This window comes from Aquirufa sp. OSTEICH-129A (assembly GCF_054558355.1).
The window spans coordinates 679,009-696,485 of the sequence record NZ_JBPXKC010000001.1; the positions used below are offsets into that span (position 1 = coordinate 679,009).

At 37.4% G+C, this 17,477-nt stretch carries 13 protein-coding genes and 1 tRNA gene; 3 read left to right on the plus strand and 11 right to left on the minus strand.

Annotated features, from left to right (window positions below; all coding sequences use genetic code 11):
- Nucleotides 1-13: 13 nt before the first annotated feature.
- Nucleotides 14-619 carry a recombination mediator RecR gene (recR, locus tag SKC36_RS03025; RefSeq protein ID WP_459453052.1) on the minus strand — a complete coding sequence of 202 codons (606 nt, stop codon included), beginning with the start codon at nt 617-619 and terminating at the stop codon, nt 14-16.
- Between the two features lie 9 nt (nt 620-628).
- A complete protein-coding gene (locus SKC36_RS03030) occupies nt 629-961 on the minus strand; it encodes an ATP-dependent Clp protease adaptor ClpS (RefSeq protein WP_459464499.1) in 333 nt (110 codons plus the stop codon).
- Nucleotides 962-1,025: 64 nt separating this feature from the next.
- On the opposite strand from SKC36_RS03030, the gene SKC36_RS03035 reads away from it, so the two are divergent.
- Nucleotides 1,026-2,462 (plus strand): sodium:solute symporter, encoded by a 1,437-nt coding sequence (locus SKC36_RS03035; RefSeq protein WP_223143753.1) that lies wholly within the window; start codon nt 1,026-1,028, stop codon nt 2,460-2,462.
- Between the two features lie 56 nt (nt 2,463-2,518).
- Here SKC36_RS03035 and SKC36_RS03040 read toward each other — a convergent pair whose 3' ends face one another.
- The 3 genes from SKC36_RS03040 to SKC36_RS03050 all read right to left on the minus strand — a co-directional run bounded on the left by SKC36_RS03040 (nt 2,519) and on the right by SKC36_RS03050 (nt 7,518).
- Nucleotides 2,519-3,082, minus strand: a complete 564-nt coding sequence (locus tag SKC36_RS03040) for a YceI family protein (protein WP_459464501.1) — start codon at nt 3,080-3,082, stop codon at nt 2,519-2,521.
- A gap of 133 nt (nt 3,083-3,215) precedes the next feature.
- Nucleotides 3,216-5,927: a bifunctional YncE family protein/alkaline phosphatase family protein gene (locus SKC36_RS03045; protein WP_459464503.1), complete on the minus strand. Its 2,712-nt coding sequence runs from the start codon at nt 5,925-5,927 to the stop codon at nt 3,216-3,218.
- Between the two features lie 217 nt (nt 5,928-6,144).
- Nucleotides 6,145-7,518: an alginate export family protein gene (locus SKC36_RS03050; protein WP_459464505.1), complete on the minus strand. Its 1,374-nt coding sequence runs from the start codon at nt 7,516-7,518 to the stop codon at nt 6,145-6,147.
- Between the two features lie 235 nt (nt 7,519-7,753).
- On the opposite strand from SKC36_RS03050, the gene SKC36_RS03055 reads away from it, so the two are divergent.
- Nucleotides 7,754-9,187: a Gfo/Idh/MocA family protein gene (locus SKC36_RS03055; RefSeq protein WP_459453057.1), complete on the plus strand. Its 1,434-nt coding sequence runs from the start codon at nt 7,754-7,756 to the stop codon at nt 9,185-9,187.
- A 60-nt stretch (nt 9,188-9,247) separates the two neighbouring features.
- Here the strand turns inward: SKC36_RS03055 and SKC36_RS03060 are convergent, their stop codons facing one another.
- The 5 genes from SKC36_RS03060 to SKC36_RS03080 form a co-directional block, all read right to left on the minus strand.
- Nucleotides 9,248-9,628: a PH domain-containing protein gene (locus tag SKC36_RS03060; protein WP_459464507.1), complete on the minus strand. Its 381-nt coding sequence runs from the start codon at nt 9,626-9,628 to the stop codon at nt 9,248-9,250.
- 65 nt (nt 9,629-9,693) lie between these two features.
- Nucleotides 9,694-10,878: a helix-turn-helix domain-containing protein gene (locus SKC36_RS03065; RefSeq protein WP_459464510.1), complete on the minus strand. Its 1,185-nt coding sequence runs from the start codon at nt 10,876-10,878 to the stop codon at nt 9,694-9,696.
- Between the two features lie 57 nt (nt 10,879-10,935).
- On the minus strand, nt 10,936-12,132 hold the full coding sequence (locus SKC36_RS03070; RefSeq protein WP_459464512.1) for a helix-turn-helix domain-containing protein: 1,197 nt from the start codon (nt 12,130-12,132) through the stop codon (nt 10,936-10,938).
- 360 nt (nt 12,133-12,492) lie between these two features.
- Nucleotides 12,493-14,145, minus strand: a complete 1,653-nt coding sequence (locus SKC36_RS03075; protein ID WP_459464514.1) for a tetratricopeptide repeat protein — start codon at nt 14,143-14,145, stop codon at nt 12,493-12,495.
- Nucleotides 14,146-14,729: 584 nt separating this feature from the next.
- Nucleotides 14,730-14,801 (minus strand) — tRNA-Glu (locus SKC36_RS03080).
- 128 nt (nt 14,802-14,929) lie between these two features.
- Between SKC36_RS03080 and glgB the strand changes: the two genes are divergently transcribed.
- Nucleotides 14,930-16,828 carry a 1,4-alpha-glucan branching protein GlgB gene (gene glgB, locus SKC36_RS03085; protein ID WP_459464516.1) on the plus strand — a complete coding sequence of 633 codons (1,899 nt, stop codon included), beginning with the start codon at nt 14,930-14,932 and terminating at the stop codon, nt 16,826-16,828.
- Nucleotides 16,829-17,028: 200 nt separating this feature from the next.
- Here glgB and SKC36_RS03090 read toward each other — a convergent pair whose 3' ends face one another.
- Nucleotides 17,029-17,436 (minus strand): DUF2721 domain-containing protein, encoded by a 408-nt coding sequence (locus SKC36_RS03090; RefSeq protein ID WP_459464519.1) that lies wholly within the window; start codon nt 17,434-17,436, stop codon nt 17,029-17,031.
- Between the last annotated feature and the right edge of the window lie 41 nt (nt 17,437-17,477).

Below are 17,477 nucleotides of genomic sequence, written 5' to 3' on the forward strand. Positions count from 1 at the left end.
CGTGGAAAATGGTTTATTCATAGACTACTCGGCCGACGATACTTCGCCCAAGGGTAATTTCATCGGTATATTCCAAATCACCGCCAATCGGAATACCGCGGGCAATGGTAGATATTTTAATAGGAAATTCCTTTAATTTTTTAGTTAGGTAAAATGCCGTGGTATCTCCTTCCATGGTAGGACTAAGTCCTAAAATGACTTCATTTACCTTCCCCGTACTAACTCGCTGTATGAGTGAATCAATTTGTAAATCACTGGGCGAAATACCAGCTAAAGGAGAAATAATACCACCTAAAACATGATATAGACCCACAAATTGCCCTGTGTTTTCGATTGCCAATACATCACGCATATCTTCCACCACACAAATCAAATTCTCCTCACGTTTGTGACTATTGCATATTCCACACAATCCCCCATCGGAAATCATGTGACACTGCGGACAAAACTGTGTTTCGGTACGTAATTGAACTAAAGCATGAGCTAATTGCAAAGATTGCGTTTCTGGCCTTTTTAATAAGTGCAGTGCCAGACGTAAGGCTGACTTTTTCCCTATACCCGGCAATTTCGATATTTCTTCTACCGCTTGTTCAATGATCCGAGAAGGGTAATTATTCATGGCCATAAGCTATTGATAAGACTCAATTTCCGCTGAGATACCTCGTCGGCATATTTCATTCCGCATGCTAACTAATTCTTCAAAACCACCCGATTTAACGCCACATTTACCTCTAAAATGAATTTGGAGTGTACACTGTTCCGCTTGTTCAGGGCTATGCTCACATACTTCCATCAAGGTAATGATGACATAATCAAAGGAATTAACCTCATCATTATAGACCACCAATTGATGCGAAGCTATCACTTCTTCATCAAAGGCCACCTCGACATCTTCTTGATGCTTTTCTTGGTTTTGAAAAGAAATACGAAAACGAGAAATGTTATCTTCCGAGAATTCCATATTTTTGATACGATTTTAAAAAACGACCTCTTAGCAAATTTAAAAAAAATCCTTTGAAACACCTATGTCTGTAACTTTAGCCGGAGGAATTCTTGCCATCTATTTTGGCCTACTTTTAATCATATCCTACATTACTTCCAAAGGTGCAGATACACATGCATTTTTTACGGCCAATAGGCAATCTCCTTGGTGGCTAGTCGCCTTTGGAATGATTGGCACTTCCATTTCGGGATTAACTTTTATCTCAGTACCAGGAGCGGTTGGTAAAACATCTTTTACCTATTACCAATTAATCTTAGGGCATTCCTTAGGCTATTTGACCATAGCCCTGGTTCTCATGCCCTTGTATTACCGACTCAACCTCATTTCCATTTATGGTTATTTAGAAAGTCGATTTGGCTTTTGGTCCTATAAAACCGGTTCAGCCTTTTTCCTTTTATCTAGAACCATTGGTTCGGCAGCCCGTTTATATTTAGCCGTCAATGTCTTACAAATTGCCATCTTCGCTCCTATTGGGGTACCTTTTGGCTTAACGGTATTTATTTCTATCCTATTAATTTGGTTGTACACCCACCGAGGAGGAGTGAAAACCATCATCTGGACGGACACCCTACAAACCTTATTTCTACTAATTGCCTTGTTTATTACCATCTTTTTGGTAGGCCAACAAATGAACATGGGATTCATGGATATGGTTCATACCATCTCTGACAGTAAGTATTCCCACATGTTTGAATGGGATTGGAAAAACACGCATTTCTTTGGAAAGGATTTTCTAGCGGGTGTTTTTATTGCCATCGTGATGACTGGTCTAGACCAAGATTTGATGCAAAAAAACCTGACTTGTAAATCCATTGGTGAAGCTCAAAAAAACATGTTTTGGTTTTACTGGGTACTTCTCTTGATCAACCTGTTATTCCTTTCCCTTGGCGCATTATTATACATTTATGCCCAAAGCAAAAACATAGCCATTCCTGCGCAAACAGATAATTTATATCCTATGCTGGCCTTAAATGGGCACTTTGGCACTTTAGCTGCCGTTACTTTTTTATTAGGAATTATTGCCGCCTCCTATGCCAGTTCAGATTCAGCATTAACGGCTTTAACTACTTCTTTTTGTATTGATTTCTTGCGGATAGAGAAGTTTCAAGAGCAAAAAAGACATAAAATTAAACATTATGTCCACTTAGGTTTTTCAGCTCTCTTCTTTGTGGTGATTGGCTTATTCCACATTTTCAATAACCAAGAATTAATCTCCGCCGTATTTAATTTGGCAGGTTACACCTACGGCCCCTTACTAGGTCTGTTTTCTTTTGGATTATTTACCAAAACCCAGGTAAAAGACAAATGGGTGCCCATCATTTGTGTGGCCTCTCCTATCATCACCTTCTTGTTGGAATGGCAATCTCAAGCTTTATTTGGGGGATTTGGATTCGCCAAATTGATATTAAATGGCGCTATCTGTTTTGCCTTATTGTGGGCCATCCGAATTAAAAAATAAGAGATAATAAAAAAGGCGACCTAGGGTCGCCTTTCTATTAGAACGAGGAATAATAATTACTCTTGAATAAACTCGCCACTAGCGCGTAATTCAATTTCTTCACCCACCATAGCTGCTGGCATAGTACCAACACCCCATGCTGTACGATTGATGGATCCAGATGCTTTAAATCCAGCTACTTTTTTACCTTGACGGTTAGTAGTAGTTCCGTTTAACGTTAAATCCAAAGTTACCGGCTTAGTAACTCCGTGCATAGTTAAATCACCCGTTAATTTATATTTACGATCAGCTACCTTGCTGATGGCCTTACTAGCGAAAGTTAAAGTTGGGAATTTAACCGCATCGAAAAAATCCGGACTTTTTAAGTGAGTATCACGACGCTCATTGTCCGTGAAAACAGTATTTACATCAGCCGAAATGGTAAATTTAGCATCCGTAAAATCATCTTTAGCTGAAACCATAGTCGCTTCAGTAATTTTAAATGCTCCCTCAACATCTGAAATTGATAAGTGAACAACACTAAATCCTAACTTGGAATGGGATTTATCTACATTCCATTTTTGAGCTTGAGCAGATACTCCACATGACAAAAGAGCAATAGCTAAAAGAAATTTTTTCATAATAATATTTTTTAATGGGTTAATTATAGAAATCGAAACTACCATTTATTAGGACAAAATCAATTAAGAAATCAAAAAATCGTTCAGCTTGTCAAAAAATTTGCGACAAAAATCCAAAATCCTGCGAAAAAGTCTACTTGTCTCCTAGGCTTTTGTAATGGTCTTTACGCATTTCTTCCACATTGTCCATCTCTACCCTTTTTTTGATTTTTTTCCAATCAATGTCCTTATGGTATTTTTTCATCGTTACTTCCGGTTGAAAAATTCGACGGTCTGGAAAAACAAAACCCACTGGACTAAAATCAGGTTTATCGGTAAAGAAATCATCCAAAAGTGTAGCAGTTTGATCGTAATGGTTCACGCTGGGTACCCCAAAATTGGTATAAATCAAACGCAATAATGAACCAAAATTGGCATGTTTATGGGAAACATAATTTCGTTTCACATAAGGGCCAGCCATCATTAAAACGCTACGATGCGCATCTACGTGGTCCACTCCTCCTTGTGGGTCATCTTCTGTTACCACCACCAACATGTTTTTCCAATAAGGCGTGGTCGACAAGAAACTAATCATACGAGCCAAGGCTAAATCATTATCAGCCATAAAGGAATGATTACTCACATAACCATCTTCCGGCCTTGGGTCTGAGCCATGGTCATTGGGAAGCTGAATTGTTACGACCGAAGGCATTTTTTGTTTACCCTTTAACCACATCTTGGTAAACTCCGTTTCAAATTGTTCTGCACGAAACATATCTGGAATATCCATATTAAAGCCTGCATAATTATGGCTCGTGTTTTTCCAAAGTGCTTTTTGCATGGGTACCATCACCACATGACCTGCACCTGTTAAGGTATCAAACCATTCTTCTCGGGTATGAGCGGTTTCATTAGCCTCACCGAAATTATAAAATGAAATTTTCTTTCTTTCTAAAGCTTCCCAAAGCCCACCTACTTCGGCATAATCCTCTGGATCAATACTTCCTGTAGTTCCTGGATGTCTTCTTCCGGGCGCTTTGGAGAATATTTTAGCCGTTTTACTAACACTAGAATTTGCTTCCACCCATTCATTGGGAATCACTCCCACCATCCAGTGGTGACCATGAATGGATGCATCACTGTCGCAATAAAAATTATCACTCATGGCAAACCGCTTGGCCAAAAGCGAGTGATTGGGCATCACATTGACGTTATGAAATGTTGTTTTAAAAGAATCGGGCAATACCACAGTCTGGTTTAGGCCATATCTTGCAATGGTCGAATCGCCATTTGCCCCTTTAAATTGACCAAAAATCTCATCGTAGGTACGGTTTTCCTTGGTTATGTAAACGATGTGCTTAATGGGAGAATTGCCTTGTTTCTTGGGATCTAAGGATAGGATTTTATTTCCTCTACCTTTTGCTGAAAACTCTTGGTAGGTATTATTCTTAACTTCTTGGGTATAAACAGCCAATTGTGCCTCATTGGGCATGTCGATGGTTTGGAACGTACCTAATTGTATATCACCTACATAGGAACCTTGCTCGGGAGCTTTAAAGTCTTTTCCACCGTTAGGGCCGGCACCAAAGCCACGACAAGTCGTCACATAAAGCGTTTTCTCATCGGTAGACAATCGAACACGGGTCGGTCCCCAGCCAGTAGGGATAAAACCTTTAGTTTTTTGACTAGGAACATCAATCACTGCTACCGCATTTAAACCCAAAAGCGTAACATACAAGGTCTTTTCGTCTTTACTCAGGCATAAACCAAAAGGCAAATAACCTCTTCTCTTATCTAAAACTGGAGTCAATTTGATGGGAATATGCGCTTTGATTTGTCGGGTCGCATAATCCAAGACCGCGATATTATCGTTGGTGGCATTGCTCACATAAGCAAATTTTGAGCTAACGGCAAGGGAATTGGGACTTGCACCTCCTACTACTTCCATCTCCTCCACCATTTCACCCAATTGAAAACCTGGTTTATATTTTTTGGTGATTTGATTCGTTGATAAATCAATCTGAAAAATACTCATGGCTTCGTCTGATCGAGGATCTCCTACCCCAGGAATCTTTTTACTCATGATTTCCGTTCCTTCTCTAGACTCTTTGGAATCATTGGGATAAGGATGCCATGGGATGTATTGTTTCTGTAAATTCGCCAAATTTGTTCCTTCTACTAGAGGATAAGCATACATACCCACATTGGCCACAAAGGCAAAAAGATGATCTGGGCTTAGAGAAATACCAAAAGGCTGTCGACCCGTAGGCACCACACCCACTATTTCACCTGTATCTGCTTTCATGCGCACCATTCTGAAATTGGCACGATCTAGGATTAATAATTCATTTTTTTCTGGCAATAAAACCAAATCCGAGGTAAAGCTATCATCGAAATCATAACCTTTGAAAATTCCATTGAGACTAAAGGTCTTTAGTACTTTACCTGTAGACAATTCCACCACCAACACATTCCCTGAATCCCCCCCGCTCAAATAGATTAATTCGCTATTGGGAGAAAAGACAACACCTAAATAGGTACTTTTTCCATAGGGCGACAGCTTGGAAGGCGTGCCATAGGGAGGAAAACGTTTGCTGATTTGTTTTTCGAGGTCAATGCGGGTAAAAGCCCCATTATGTAGGGTGACGGCCCATTTTCCATCCGGACTAATCACCATTCCAAAAGGATCGCTATTGATTCGAAGTGTTTTTCCAGCAGGGTTAACAAATCGACCCGATGGTAATACCGAATAGCCATTGACATCAATTTTGGCGGTCATATCACGCCCGGGTACTTCTAAAATCGTCTGAGCTGTAGATTGAAATGCACATACCGCCAGTGCCAGCGAAGTAATAATAGTTTTCATAGGTTTATAAAATTTAGCGAAGTTAAGATTCTTCTGCTAAAGGCTTGTTAAGAAGGGGTTAAAATATCGTGGAAAAGGCTAATCTGCTGATCGAAATGTTCACTTCCTTCCGCTGTTCGACATGTTCCGCAGGGTCATGTCGAACAGCGTTTTTTGGCTGAGGCTCTCGAAGCCAACGATTATACAGGTCGAACAGCGTTTCTCAAAGCCAACGGCATTAAAACTTATACGCCGCCCGAGCAGCTAAATATTGAACGTCCTTACCCGGACCACTCTCCTTTAAGTAAGCACCTGCTGCACAATAACCCAATTCAAATTGAAATGCCAAATGTTTATTGGCAAAATAATTGGTTTCTAAAGCAAAAATATCTGCAACTCCACTGGCATTACTATCAAGTTGACGACCCATAACAGGTAATAGAGCCGACATATTCGGTGTAAAAATACCATCCCGTAAACTGGCTCTTTGCACAAAGGAAGCCCTGAGCGTTGTCAGCCATTTATGATTATCACTATACCGGATATATGGGCTTAGATTAAGCGTATTGGTAATATTCAAAGAAACCGTTTGTCCAAAGGGCGGCCTGGAATACAAGGTATTAAAAGTATTGAGTTGCTGATCATGATTTGACACATCTCCGGGAACCCAATTGCCACTAAAACCTACATAAAAATGACGTTTCAACTCATAATTAAAATCATACACAAACAGAAATGCCCGAATCGTTAAATCGTTAAAATGCCCCCACTGCCCTGCCACCTCTACATCATAATTAAATGTCTTCTTTTCACTATACCAGCGAGTCCCCAAGGTATTTCTAGCTTCCAATCCTTTCTTTAGGTAATATTCTCTCAAAGAGCTTTCCAAGAAGAAATAATAGGCATCAAAAAAATCGGTTTTGGAAGTAAAGGTGTGATTCCAAACAGTACCTGAAAGCACTTCTGTGGAACGCTCATCATCAAAAACTCCCTTATTTTGTCTAATTGGATTGGCTATGAAAGCATCTATTTTCTGATTGCCGTGATGCCACTTGAGCGTAGCTCCATAAAAAGGCTGACGCGTATTAGGCCCCTCTTTTAGCGCCATTAAGCGCTCTAAACCCCAAGTATACTCTTGTCTTCCCAAACGCAAAACAAGTTTAGGACTCATTTCCCAATCCACAAATGCCTGATGAAAAGATAAGGCATTTTGGTCTAATGTAGAGGTGATCGGATTTTCATTTAAAAACCGTAGGGTATTGTTCAATTGAGCAAAAACTCGGAATCGAGGACTTATTTCCCAATTGGCATGAAGCATCACCCGATGCATGATTTGATGCGGATCTTCTGTGATAAAATTATCTGGTACATCCCCAAAATTCACCTGATGGTAAGATTGGTATTGCTCCCTCCATTCTCCACCAAAACTAATCGTACTTTTAAGAATAAAGGGAATATATTTCAAGGATTCATCCCAACTTTTAAATCGATTAGTATCTAACTTTAAATAGGAAAAGTTATCATCCTGGCGCATCCTGGCAATATTTTGTGCCAAAAGCTGAGGTATATTTAGTCCCAGAAACAAAAGGAAAATGACAAGACTTCTTTTCACAAAAACGAAAAATAAAGGAATAAACCCCAATAAAATAAATACCAAATTAGGGATTTTTAGCCGAGAGACTATCCTGACCCAAGGCAGTTATTGAAATTGAAATAATAGGCTTGAGTAATTTGCCTAAATAATCCAAAAACAGATAGAAATTATTCTATTTTAACTTATATTGGCTTATGTATTTAAGGACAAATCATTTTAACCGTTCATCTCCATCCATTAAAATTTATATCCAATGAGCATTTCAAGAAGAAGTTTTTTAGGTAAAAGCGCACTGGCAGCTGGTAGCTTTTACATCGTTCCACGTCATGTGTTGGGAAAAGGGTATCGAGCACCGAGTGATAAGCTAAACATTGCAGGCGTTGGTATCAATGGAAAAGGCCTTTCCGATGTCAACAATGCCTTTAATGAGGGTGTCAACAACATTGGAGCACTTTGTGATGTTGACTTGACCAGAGCCAAGCCTTTATTTGAGAAATATGCCAAAGCAGGGCAATATCAAGATTGGCGTGTCATGCTAGAAAAAGAAAAAGGCATAGATGCCGTAACCATTTCTACACCCGATCATAACCATGCGGCCATTGCCATGGCTGCCATGCAATTGGGCAAGCACGTTTACGTTCAAAAACCCATGTCACACAATATTTTTGAGGCACGAACCATGACGGAAGCGGCCAGAAAATACCAAGTTGTTTCGCAAATGGGAAATCAAGGTGCCTCAAGCCCAGGTACCCAACAAATTGTCAAATGGATTGATCAAGGATTGATAGGGAAAGTTCATACGGTAAACATCTGGACGAATCGTCCCATTTGGCCTCAAGGAATACCTGTACCAACAGGTCAGCATGCTAAGCCTGCCGACATAGACTGGGACGTATGGTTAGGGCCTGCTTCTTTAATCGACTATAATCCAGCCTACCATCCATTTAAATGGAGAGGTTGGTGGAATTTTGGTACGGGTGCCTTGGGTGATATGGGATGCCATTTAATTGATGGGCCATTTAGAGCCTTAGGACTGGGTTACCCTACCGAGGTGGAAGCAAGTATCGGTTCCGTATTTATCAGCGGAAACCAACCAGAATACATTCCTGAGGGTTGTCCACCGTCAGCTTCCATCCAATTGAAATTCCCTGCTTCGAAAAAGAATAAGTCGGCCGTAACCATGAACTGGACTGACGGAGGTTTACGTGGTTTCCACCCAGACCTCATTCCAGCAGATGATCCAATAGGTACAGCTGATAATAGCAATGGGGTGATCATGATTGGTAGCAAAGGGGTATTAACTCATGCTACCTATGGTTTAGAGCCACGCATTTACTTGAATAATGGCGATAAGATTGAGATGCCTAAGCAAGAACCTAATAACTTAAAAGAATATGGGCACCAGGCTATGTGGGCGGAAGCTTGTAAGGCAGGCTTCAACTCCAAGGAACATAAGGAATTAAGCTCGTCCTTTGACTATGCAGGTCCTTTATCTGAAACCGTATTAATGGGTAACCTAGCCATTCGTAGTTATACGCTTCGCACGCCTATCCAAGGCCAAGCGAATCGATTCACATATCCAGGCCGTAAAAAGCTACTTTGGGATGGACAAAACATGAAAATCACCAATTTCGAGGATGCTAATCAATTCGTAAAACGCGAATATCGCGCTGGCTGGAAATTATAATCATCAGATTTTCAACAAGAAAAGCATGGCTCCCAAGGCCATGCTTTTTTTATATGGTTTTTATTTAAGCACATGAAATGCCAAAACTTTTTGAACCTCATACACATCCACGGACTTATTGAATTGCTTGATAATACTTGGGTTGGCCTCTCCTGATATCCAAATTTTCAATTCGGCATCTAATTCAAATGTCCCAGCCGTTTCCACACTAAAGCGAGAAATGGACTTATAGTTAATGGATTTATATTCCGTTTTTGATCCAGTTAAACCCTGCTTATCAATCAGAATTAAGCGTTTACTGGTGAAAATAAAGGTGTCACGCAATAATTTAAATCCGATTTCAATGACCTCACCATCAATTAAAATTTTGGCAAAATCTTTTTGCAATTGATCCTGCGAAACAGTACCCGCATTACCCAAAAAAGCTGAAAATAACCCCATACTGACTTATTTATGTTAAAATGTAGAAACTAGGAGTATGAACACACTCCTTACTAAGGATGAAACTAATACAAAAATTCAGAAAAATATTGTCCCGGAGATACTCCTTTAATTTTCTTAACCGCCGAATTAAAACTTTGTCGGGTTCCAAAGCCAGATTCCAAGGCCACAATTTCCAACTTATAATTTTTCCATTTAGGATTCTCCCGACATTGTTCTTCGGCATATTGAATTCGCCAAGTATTGACATAATCAGTGAATGACAAATTCATAACTGTTTGTAAAGCAATACGAATCATACGGGGCTTAACTTTTAACTTCTTAGCCACCTCATTCAAAGTTAAATTAGGGTTTAGAAAAATACGCTCAGTTTCAAAATATCGATTCAAGCTATCTGAAAGTGCTTTTTCTCGATCATTTTCAGAAATAATTTTAATGCTATGGTCTTTTGGAAGGGTAAATACATCCGAACCGTCCATCCTAGTATTGGCTTGTTGCCAAATTAAACCTCTCAAGCTTGGCCCATGTAGCAATCTAGGATTAAACAGCATAAACAGCATCATCAGCACATATTCCACTAAGTAGAAGAAATCTTTCCAAGGTAAATAAATTCGATTCTCTTCAGGATAAATAAAATTATACACAATTAAACCCACCACCACGAATTTTAAAAACATATTGAAAAACAACCAATAGACAATCAAAAGATTATTTTTAATGAAGGTTTTCGAAGCGGATAGATAATATTTTATTAATTCATAAAGGCCCCAACAGCTGTAAAAAATAAACAAAAAGAAACGCACATATAAATGATTTTTCATGGTAATCCAGCCATACTTCGAATGGATAGTATAAAACGTATTTTCTGAAATCATTTCCTTTATTTCAAGAATCTTAAGTTCTGCCGGCAAAATATAAAAAGGGATATATTCTATGACATGAAGGGCAAAAGGTAAAAAATGTAAGAAATGAATGGGCTTAACTTTTCTCTCTGGATAAAGTAAAAATTGTTGAAATAAAAAATATAAAGGCCCCATGGTGAGTATCAAAGGTGATACCGTCCTGAAAAAATGGGGATTTTCATAAATATATTCTGGTCGTATATAATATCCCGCAAAGGTCTGATAGCCAAGGCCAATAAACAATAAACCTAAAAACTTAGTAGCAACAATGCCTTTTTTAAAGAAAAAAGAGCCTCCAAAGGCAAAAAAAACAAAGCACAGATAAAACAGGTAATCTATAGGTGCCATGAATATATAGGTTTTATAAGTAGAACGTATTAATTGGAAAGAGGAAAAATAATGAACCTATTTAGTAGAATCTTGGATGATGTTTTCAAAATATTTGCCTGGGGAGACCCCTTTAATTTTTTTCACTGCCGAATTAAAGCTTTGACGGGTTCCAAAGCCAGATTCCATGGCTATCACTTCTAATTTATAATTTTTCCATTTCGGATTTTCCCGACACTGCTCCTCAGCAAACTGAATGCGCCAGGTATTGATGTAATCTGAAAATGATAAATTCATTTCCATTTGAAGGGCCATGCGTATGATACGAGGCTTAATTTTCAACGAGCGACTAACCTCTGCTAAGGTGATATCAGGACGGAGAAATAGTTGTTCTGTTTCAAAATAACGATTTAAGGTAAACATGACGGATTTATCCCGAGATGATTTTTGATGAGCCTTTTCTTGCTTGGATAATTCGATGATCTCTTTGCCATTAAAACCCGCGGAATGTTGAAATACTAATCCTTTCAACGTAGGTCCTTTTAATAACCTTGGATTGAATAACATAAAGACCATCATCGTGAAATATTCCAAAATGAAAATATAATCCATCCAAGTAAGCTCCAAATGCTTTTTCTGGGCAAAAATCAAATTGAAACAATGCAAAATGATGACAATAAATTTCATGATCATATCACCCGTTAACCAATAGACTATTAATGAATTTTTCCGAAGGAAGGATTTAGATGTCGTTTTATAAAATTTATACAATTCATAGAGCGTCCATAGTATGTAAGCCAAATAATAAATGGTTTTTATAAACAAATGGTCCCTCATGGAAATCCAGCCGTATTGGGACTCGGTATTATAAAAAGTATTTTGACTAAATACATGATTGACTTCCTCCAATTTTACCTCAGCAGGAAGTAAATAAAAGGGAATATATTCAACTATATGAAGAAAAAAAGGCAAAAAATGCAGTAGAAAAATAAGCTTAAATTTTCGCTCAGGGTATAGCAAAAAATGCTGAAAAAGGTAAGCCAATGGGCCTAGTAAATAGAAAAACGGAGAAACTGTTCTGAAAAAATGGGGATAGTCATAAATGTGACTAGGTTGAATAAAATATCCCGCAAAAAGCTGGTAGGCTAATCCAAGAAATTGAATACCCAAAAATTTTGTGGCAATGAGCCCCTTCTTGAAAAATAGGGATACACCAAATGCAAAAAATACAAAACTCAGGTAAAACAAATAATCTACCGGTGACCAAGAATTCATGCTGACCAATAATATTTACAATCGTATAAATAGTATGATGGGTGACACGGAGATACACAAACATATAAATTTATCCGCAAATACTAGATGAAAAGTTGGAGAGACTTTTTATAAATTTATTTAACGTGACAATTTGGGAAGCTCTTAGAAAAAAATTAGCCTCAAAATACCTAAAAGAAAACATAAAAAAGCTCAACCTAAATCAAGGCTGAGCTTTTCACAATCTCTGTGTTCTATTCCTTTAATATGTTCTATCATTAAAGATGTTACAAAGAAATAGTTTCCATTTTGGTCATACAAAAAAAGGACTGTCACAAGATTGTCTCATAAAAAAATTATTAAAAATAGCGATACAATCACCTAAAAATCAGATAGATACTGAAAAATACTCAAATCGGAATTTGTTAAATTTAGCTTTTTACGCAATCGAATTCTCGCTAATTCCACTGCCCGCAAAGATTGACCTGTTAAATTAACAATCTCTTTGGTACTCATATCCAATTTTAAAAATGCACATAATCGACGTTCATTATTACTAAGATTGGGGTGCACTTCCATCAGTCGATGAAAAAAATCGGAATGAATTTCTATGAATCTAACTTCAAATTCCTCCCAATTTTTAGTAGAATTTACCTTTTCTATATCCTTAGAAATACTTTTTAATAGGTTAGTCGAATCAGGAGCGGATGGCTTAGATGATTTAATTCGATGAACAATCTGATTGAGTGATTCTTCTTTTTGAATGGCTTGTAATGCATTAGATGCCATTTTTTTATTAACAAACTCAAGATTTTCTTGAAGTATCGAATTTTCTTGTTTACTTTTTTCTAATTGTTCTTGGCTTCTTTTGCGCAATAATTTGACTTCACGTTTAGATTTGATGAATTTTCGGAAATAAAACGTGAAAATCAAAAACAAAAACAAGATTAAAAACCCTACCAAGATTTTGGTATTTCTATCGTTTCTTTTTTCATCTTCTTCATTTTTCAGAATAGATCTAGCGAAAGATTTCTTAAACAAGGCTTCTTTAGCCTGTTCTTTTTTCATGATTTCTTTGGCCTTAATACTTTGATTTAAATATTGAAGTGCCAATTTGAATTTCTGTTCTTTTACATAAATATGATAAAGCCGCTCAGAAATATTGGTCACGTTTTCTACATTTTCTGATATTTCTGCAAGGTATAAGGCCTTTTGATAATACATCAAAGCTTGATTTTTTTGCTTACTTTTTTCACTAAACTCTCCTAAAGACATCAAGCAACTTGATATCATAGGTTGATTTTTTAGTTTTTTTTGTAATTCCAATGCCAAATCCAAATAAGTTTTGGAAAGAGCTAATTGATTTGTATTTAAATATAAGATTCCAAGGGATTGTGCAATTTGAGCATAAACCAACTGATAATCTTGATGTTTTTTTGCTAAAGCAAATCCTTTTAAATAAAATTGCTCTGCTTTCGCATATTGTTTTCTTTCTGAGTAAATATGTCCTAAATCAAGAAAAATATTCAACTGATCTTCCACAGAAACCTGTTCTTGATGTTCCTTGGCATAACGATTGAGTTTTATCAAGCCCTCTGAAAATAAACTATCAGCTAAATTTATATCTCCCAAAAACATGTGTAAAACCCCGAGATTTGCGTAAGCTTGACCAATCTTTTTATCATTCTTTTCCTGTTCAGCTAAGTCCAAATATTTATTCATATACAAGGCACCAACCTCAAAAAGTCCTGAAAACATGGATGCTCTAATGACTGCCAGGTAAGATTCAAATAGCAGATTGGTGCTATGGTATTTCTCTGCCAGTTGAGAAGCTTTGATCCCTTCTTGAATACTTATTTTATAATTAGTCATTAGATTCGTTTTAGAAATCTCCAATTTCTTTTTTATTTCTAAAGAATCTTGAACAGCACTTGAATTAGATAACAAATTAACATTCATTGATTTACGATGTTCGCATGATTCAAGATTTGTCAAAAAGAAAAGGCCTAAAAAGCCCCAAATAAAAACTTTCATAGATTTAATTTTAATAGGTCATAAATAATTTAGAACAACATGAATAAATAATTCATGAATAGTCATTTTGATCGAACACTGGTATAATCAAAAAATTTAAAAGTAAAAATTGAACTTAGCGTTGACAAATAAATCACTGTCACAACAATGTCTCAATTCTACATTATACCTTCTCAAAGTTCAAGCAATAAAATGGAACCATTTATCTGATTCTTGAACCATTTGACAATTTAAAAATAAAAATTCTAGAATATAAAACATGTAAAAAGCTCTTAGTTAATCATGATAATAGTCAGATGTTTTAAGAAATAGAATTTCAAGTGTGATGATTAATTCAATCATAACATGATAGTCGGATTAGAATATTTTCTGCTAAACAAGGGAAAATACAAAAATCATCGAATTATTCTGGGCCAAGTTAGGGGCCAGTAGGTAATCAATCAGGCCGATTGCAATAGCATTAAAAGCACGAAAAGCATTGAATCATCTAATCAGAAAACAAGAAATAAGAATAGGTGGAATTTGGCCTAGAAACAAAAAACCCTGTGAATTATACATTCACAGGGTCAATTTGTCTACCGAAGTAGTCCGTACGGGAATCGAACCCGTGTTTCATCCGTGAAAGGGACGTGTCCTAACCCCTAGACGAACGGACCAATTGTCATTTTGGTGGCACAAAGGTAGGAGTTTCCTTTAAAAATTCAAATACTGTGCGCAAAAAAAAACTGAGTTTTAATCAATTTAATTTTATTATTTTAGCCTTTACATTGAAACACACGCTCTTATGGCCATAGTTAAACCACATTCTTTTTTTAGCGATTTTGATATTGCCCTATTTTTGAATGGGAAACACACCCGTTTATATGAGAAATTAGGTGCATTTGAAATTGAGCTAGATGGTGAAATTGGTACCTATTTTTCCGTATGGGCACCTAATGCCGAATCAGTATTCGTAGTAGGTAATTTCAATTTCTGGGATTCTAGCGCCCATGGGCTCTATCCTCGCTGGGATTCCTCAGGAATCTGGGAAGGATTTATCCCCAATGTCAAAACCGGTGAAACCTATAAATACTGGATTAAAAGCAAAACAGGAGAGATTTTAGAAAAATTAGACCCCATGGGCCTATTCTGCGAAACTCCTCCCAAAACAGCCAGTATCGTTTGGAATACCTATAAAGAATGGAAAGATCAGACCTGGATGCAAGAAAGAAGTCGTAAAAACTCCTTAAATGCCCCCATGTCCATTTACGAGGTACACCTAGGTTCTTGGCAAAAAACCTTAGAAAATGATTACCTGAGCTATGCTGACTTGAGTGATAAATTAGTCCAATATGTCAAAGACATGGGCTTCACGCATGTAGAGTTCATGCCTATAATGGAGCACCCATATGGCCCGTCTTGGGGATATCAGATTACGGGCTACTTCGCTCCTTCCTCCCGATTCGGCGATCCTCAAGGTTTCATGACCTTGGTAGAAAGGTTCCACCAAGAAGGTATTGGTGTCATCTTAGATTGGGTACCTTCCCATTTCCCTGGAGATGCCCACGGACTTCGAAATTTTGATGGTGGCTGCCTCTATGAACATCCTGATCCTAAACGTGGATTCCACCCTGATTGGCAATCCTATATATTTGATTACGGCAAAAATGAAGTCCGAAGCTTCTTGATGTCAAATGCCGCATTTTGGCTTGATCGTTATCACATCGATGGCCTACGCGTAGATGCTGTTGCTTCTATGCTCTATTTGGATTATTCCAGAAATGATGGAGAATGGGAAGCTAATATTTATGGAGGAAATCATAACCTTGAGGCCATTTCATTCCTACAAGAACTAAATGTTCACATGTATGGTGAATTCCCTGATATTCAGATGATTGCAGAAGAGTCAACCAGCTTCCCCGGTGTAACTAAACCCGTATTTCAGGGTGGTTTAGGCTTTGGGCAAAAATGGATGATGGGTTGGATGAATGACACCTTAAACTTCTTTCACAAGGACCCCATTCACCGTAAATACCACTTAAATGATTTAACATTTTCACTCATTTATGCCTTCACCGAGAACTTTTGCCTACCCCTATCTCATGATGAGGTAGTGTATGGCAAAAATTCCTTACTGAATAAAATGCCTGGAGATGAATGGCAAAAATTTGCCAACCTACGGGTTTTACTAAGTGAGCAATTCACTCACCCAGGAAGTAAATTATTATTTATGGGTGGCGAATTTGGCCAAAAAGAGGAATGGAATCACAATCAATCCCTCGATTGGCATGAATTAGATAATTTTTACCACAAAGGAATACAGTCGACCGTCAAAGCCCTCAACCATTTATACCAGGAAGAAGCTGCATTATTTAGCAAACAATTCTCCCACGAAGGATTTGAATGGATTGAATCCAATGATCAAGGAAACTCGGTCATTAGTTACCTACGTAAAGGCGAAATAGCTAAACAACAGGTCATTGTCATTTTAAATCTAACCCCAGCTCCTAGAGAAAATTATCGAATTGGTGTTCCATTACCTGGTATTTGGAAAGTCATATTTAATTCCGACAAAAAAGAATTTGGAGGAAGTGATTATCCAATTTCTGGAGCCGTGATGACCGAAGAGATAAATTGGCAAGGAAAGGCATTCTCCATTTCCTTGAACCTCCCTCCTATGGCTGCATTGATACTAAAGGCCTAAAAACAATAAAGACTCAGAAAAATTCCGAGCCTTTATTCAATCCGCCTAAGTAGTATTTTTAATAGTTGATTCTGTTTCAATACAATTTCATCTAGTTTTACATTGAAATTGTACACAAAAATAGTATTAATATTCAATACTTAAAATAGCTCCAAAAAATATTTTTAACTATTCAAATAAAAAATAAAAATAAACTTGGATTATTTTCGTTTGGCGATGATATCCTCCATATCAGACAATTCCACTTCCAATGCTTTGGTCGAAATAGTGATCTCCCAAGCACTTAAACTCAAGGCTAAACTCATTCCAATAAGTCCAATCCCGAAAAACCACCGAGCGATGATTTCTTCATTCATGAAAAGAAGAAACATACACATGACGCTTAATAACAAACTGAAAATGGCAATGATTTGCATGGATTGAATCAATTTCATGCGTAGCCTTAAGTTCTCAATTTGTTTGAAAATGGCATCTTCCGGATTCTTTTGAAATTTCACGTGTAAATCACGGATCAAAGAAGCCATCGACATGAAACGATTCGTAAAGGCGATCATCAATAAGGAAACAGTCGAAAACAATAAGGCGGGAGTAGATATACTTAGTTCCATGTTTTAATGCGATTATGTAAATGTTGAATGATGCATTATCA

Coding starts and splice junctions, on each gene's coding strand:
- SKC36_RS03060 (WP_459464507.1), bottom strand. CDS start 9,628: ATGGGGTTATTTTCAGCTTTTTTGGGTAATGCGGGTACTGTTTCGCAG.
- SKC36_RS03045 (WP_459464503.1), bottom strand. CDS start 5,927: ATGAAAACTATTATTACTTCGCTGGCACTGGCGGTATGTGCATTTCAA.
- SKC36_RS03075 (WP_459464514.1), bottom strand. CDS start 14,145: ATGAAAGTTTTTATTTGGGGCTTTTTAGGCCTTTTCTTTTTGACAAAT.
- SKC36_RS03070 (WP_459464512.1), bottom strand. CDS start 12,132: ATGAATTCTTGGTCACCGGTAGATTATTTGTTTTACCTGAGTTTTGTA.
- SKC36_RS03055 (WP_459453057.1), top strand. CDS start 7,754: ATGAGCATTTCAAGAAGAAGTTTTTTAGGTAAAAGCGCACTGGCAGCT.
- SKC36_RS03035 (WP_223143753.1), top strand. CDS start 1,026: ATGTCTGTAACTTTAGCCGGAGGAATTCTTGCCATCTATTTTGGCCTA.
- SKC36_RS03040 (WP_459464501.1), bottom strand. CDS start 3,082: ATGAAAAAATTTCTTTTAGCTATTGCTCTTTTGTCATGTGGAGTATCT.
- SKC36_RS03030 (WP_459464499.1), bottom strand. CDS start 961: ATGGAATTCTCGGAAGATAACATTTCTCGTTTTCGTATTTCTTTTCAA.
- recR (WP_459453052.1), bottom strand. CDS start 619: ATGAATAATTACCCTTCTCGGATCATTGAACAAGCGGTAGAAGAAATA.
- SKC36_RS03090 (WP_459464519.1), bottom strand. CDS start 17,436: ATGGAACTAAGTATATCTACTCCCGCCTTATTGTTTTCGACTGTTTCC.
- glgB (WP_459464516.1), top strand. CDS start 14,930: ATGGCCATAGTTAAACCACATTCTTTTTTTAGCGATTTTGATATTGCC.
- SKC36_RS03065 (WP_459464510.1), bottom strand. CDS start 10,878: ATGGCACCTATAGATTACCTGTTTTATCTGTGCTTTGTTTTTTTTGCC.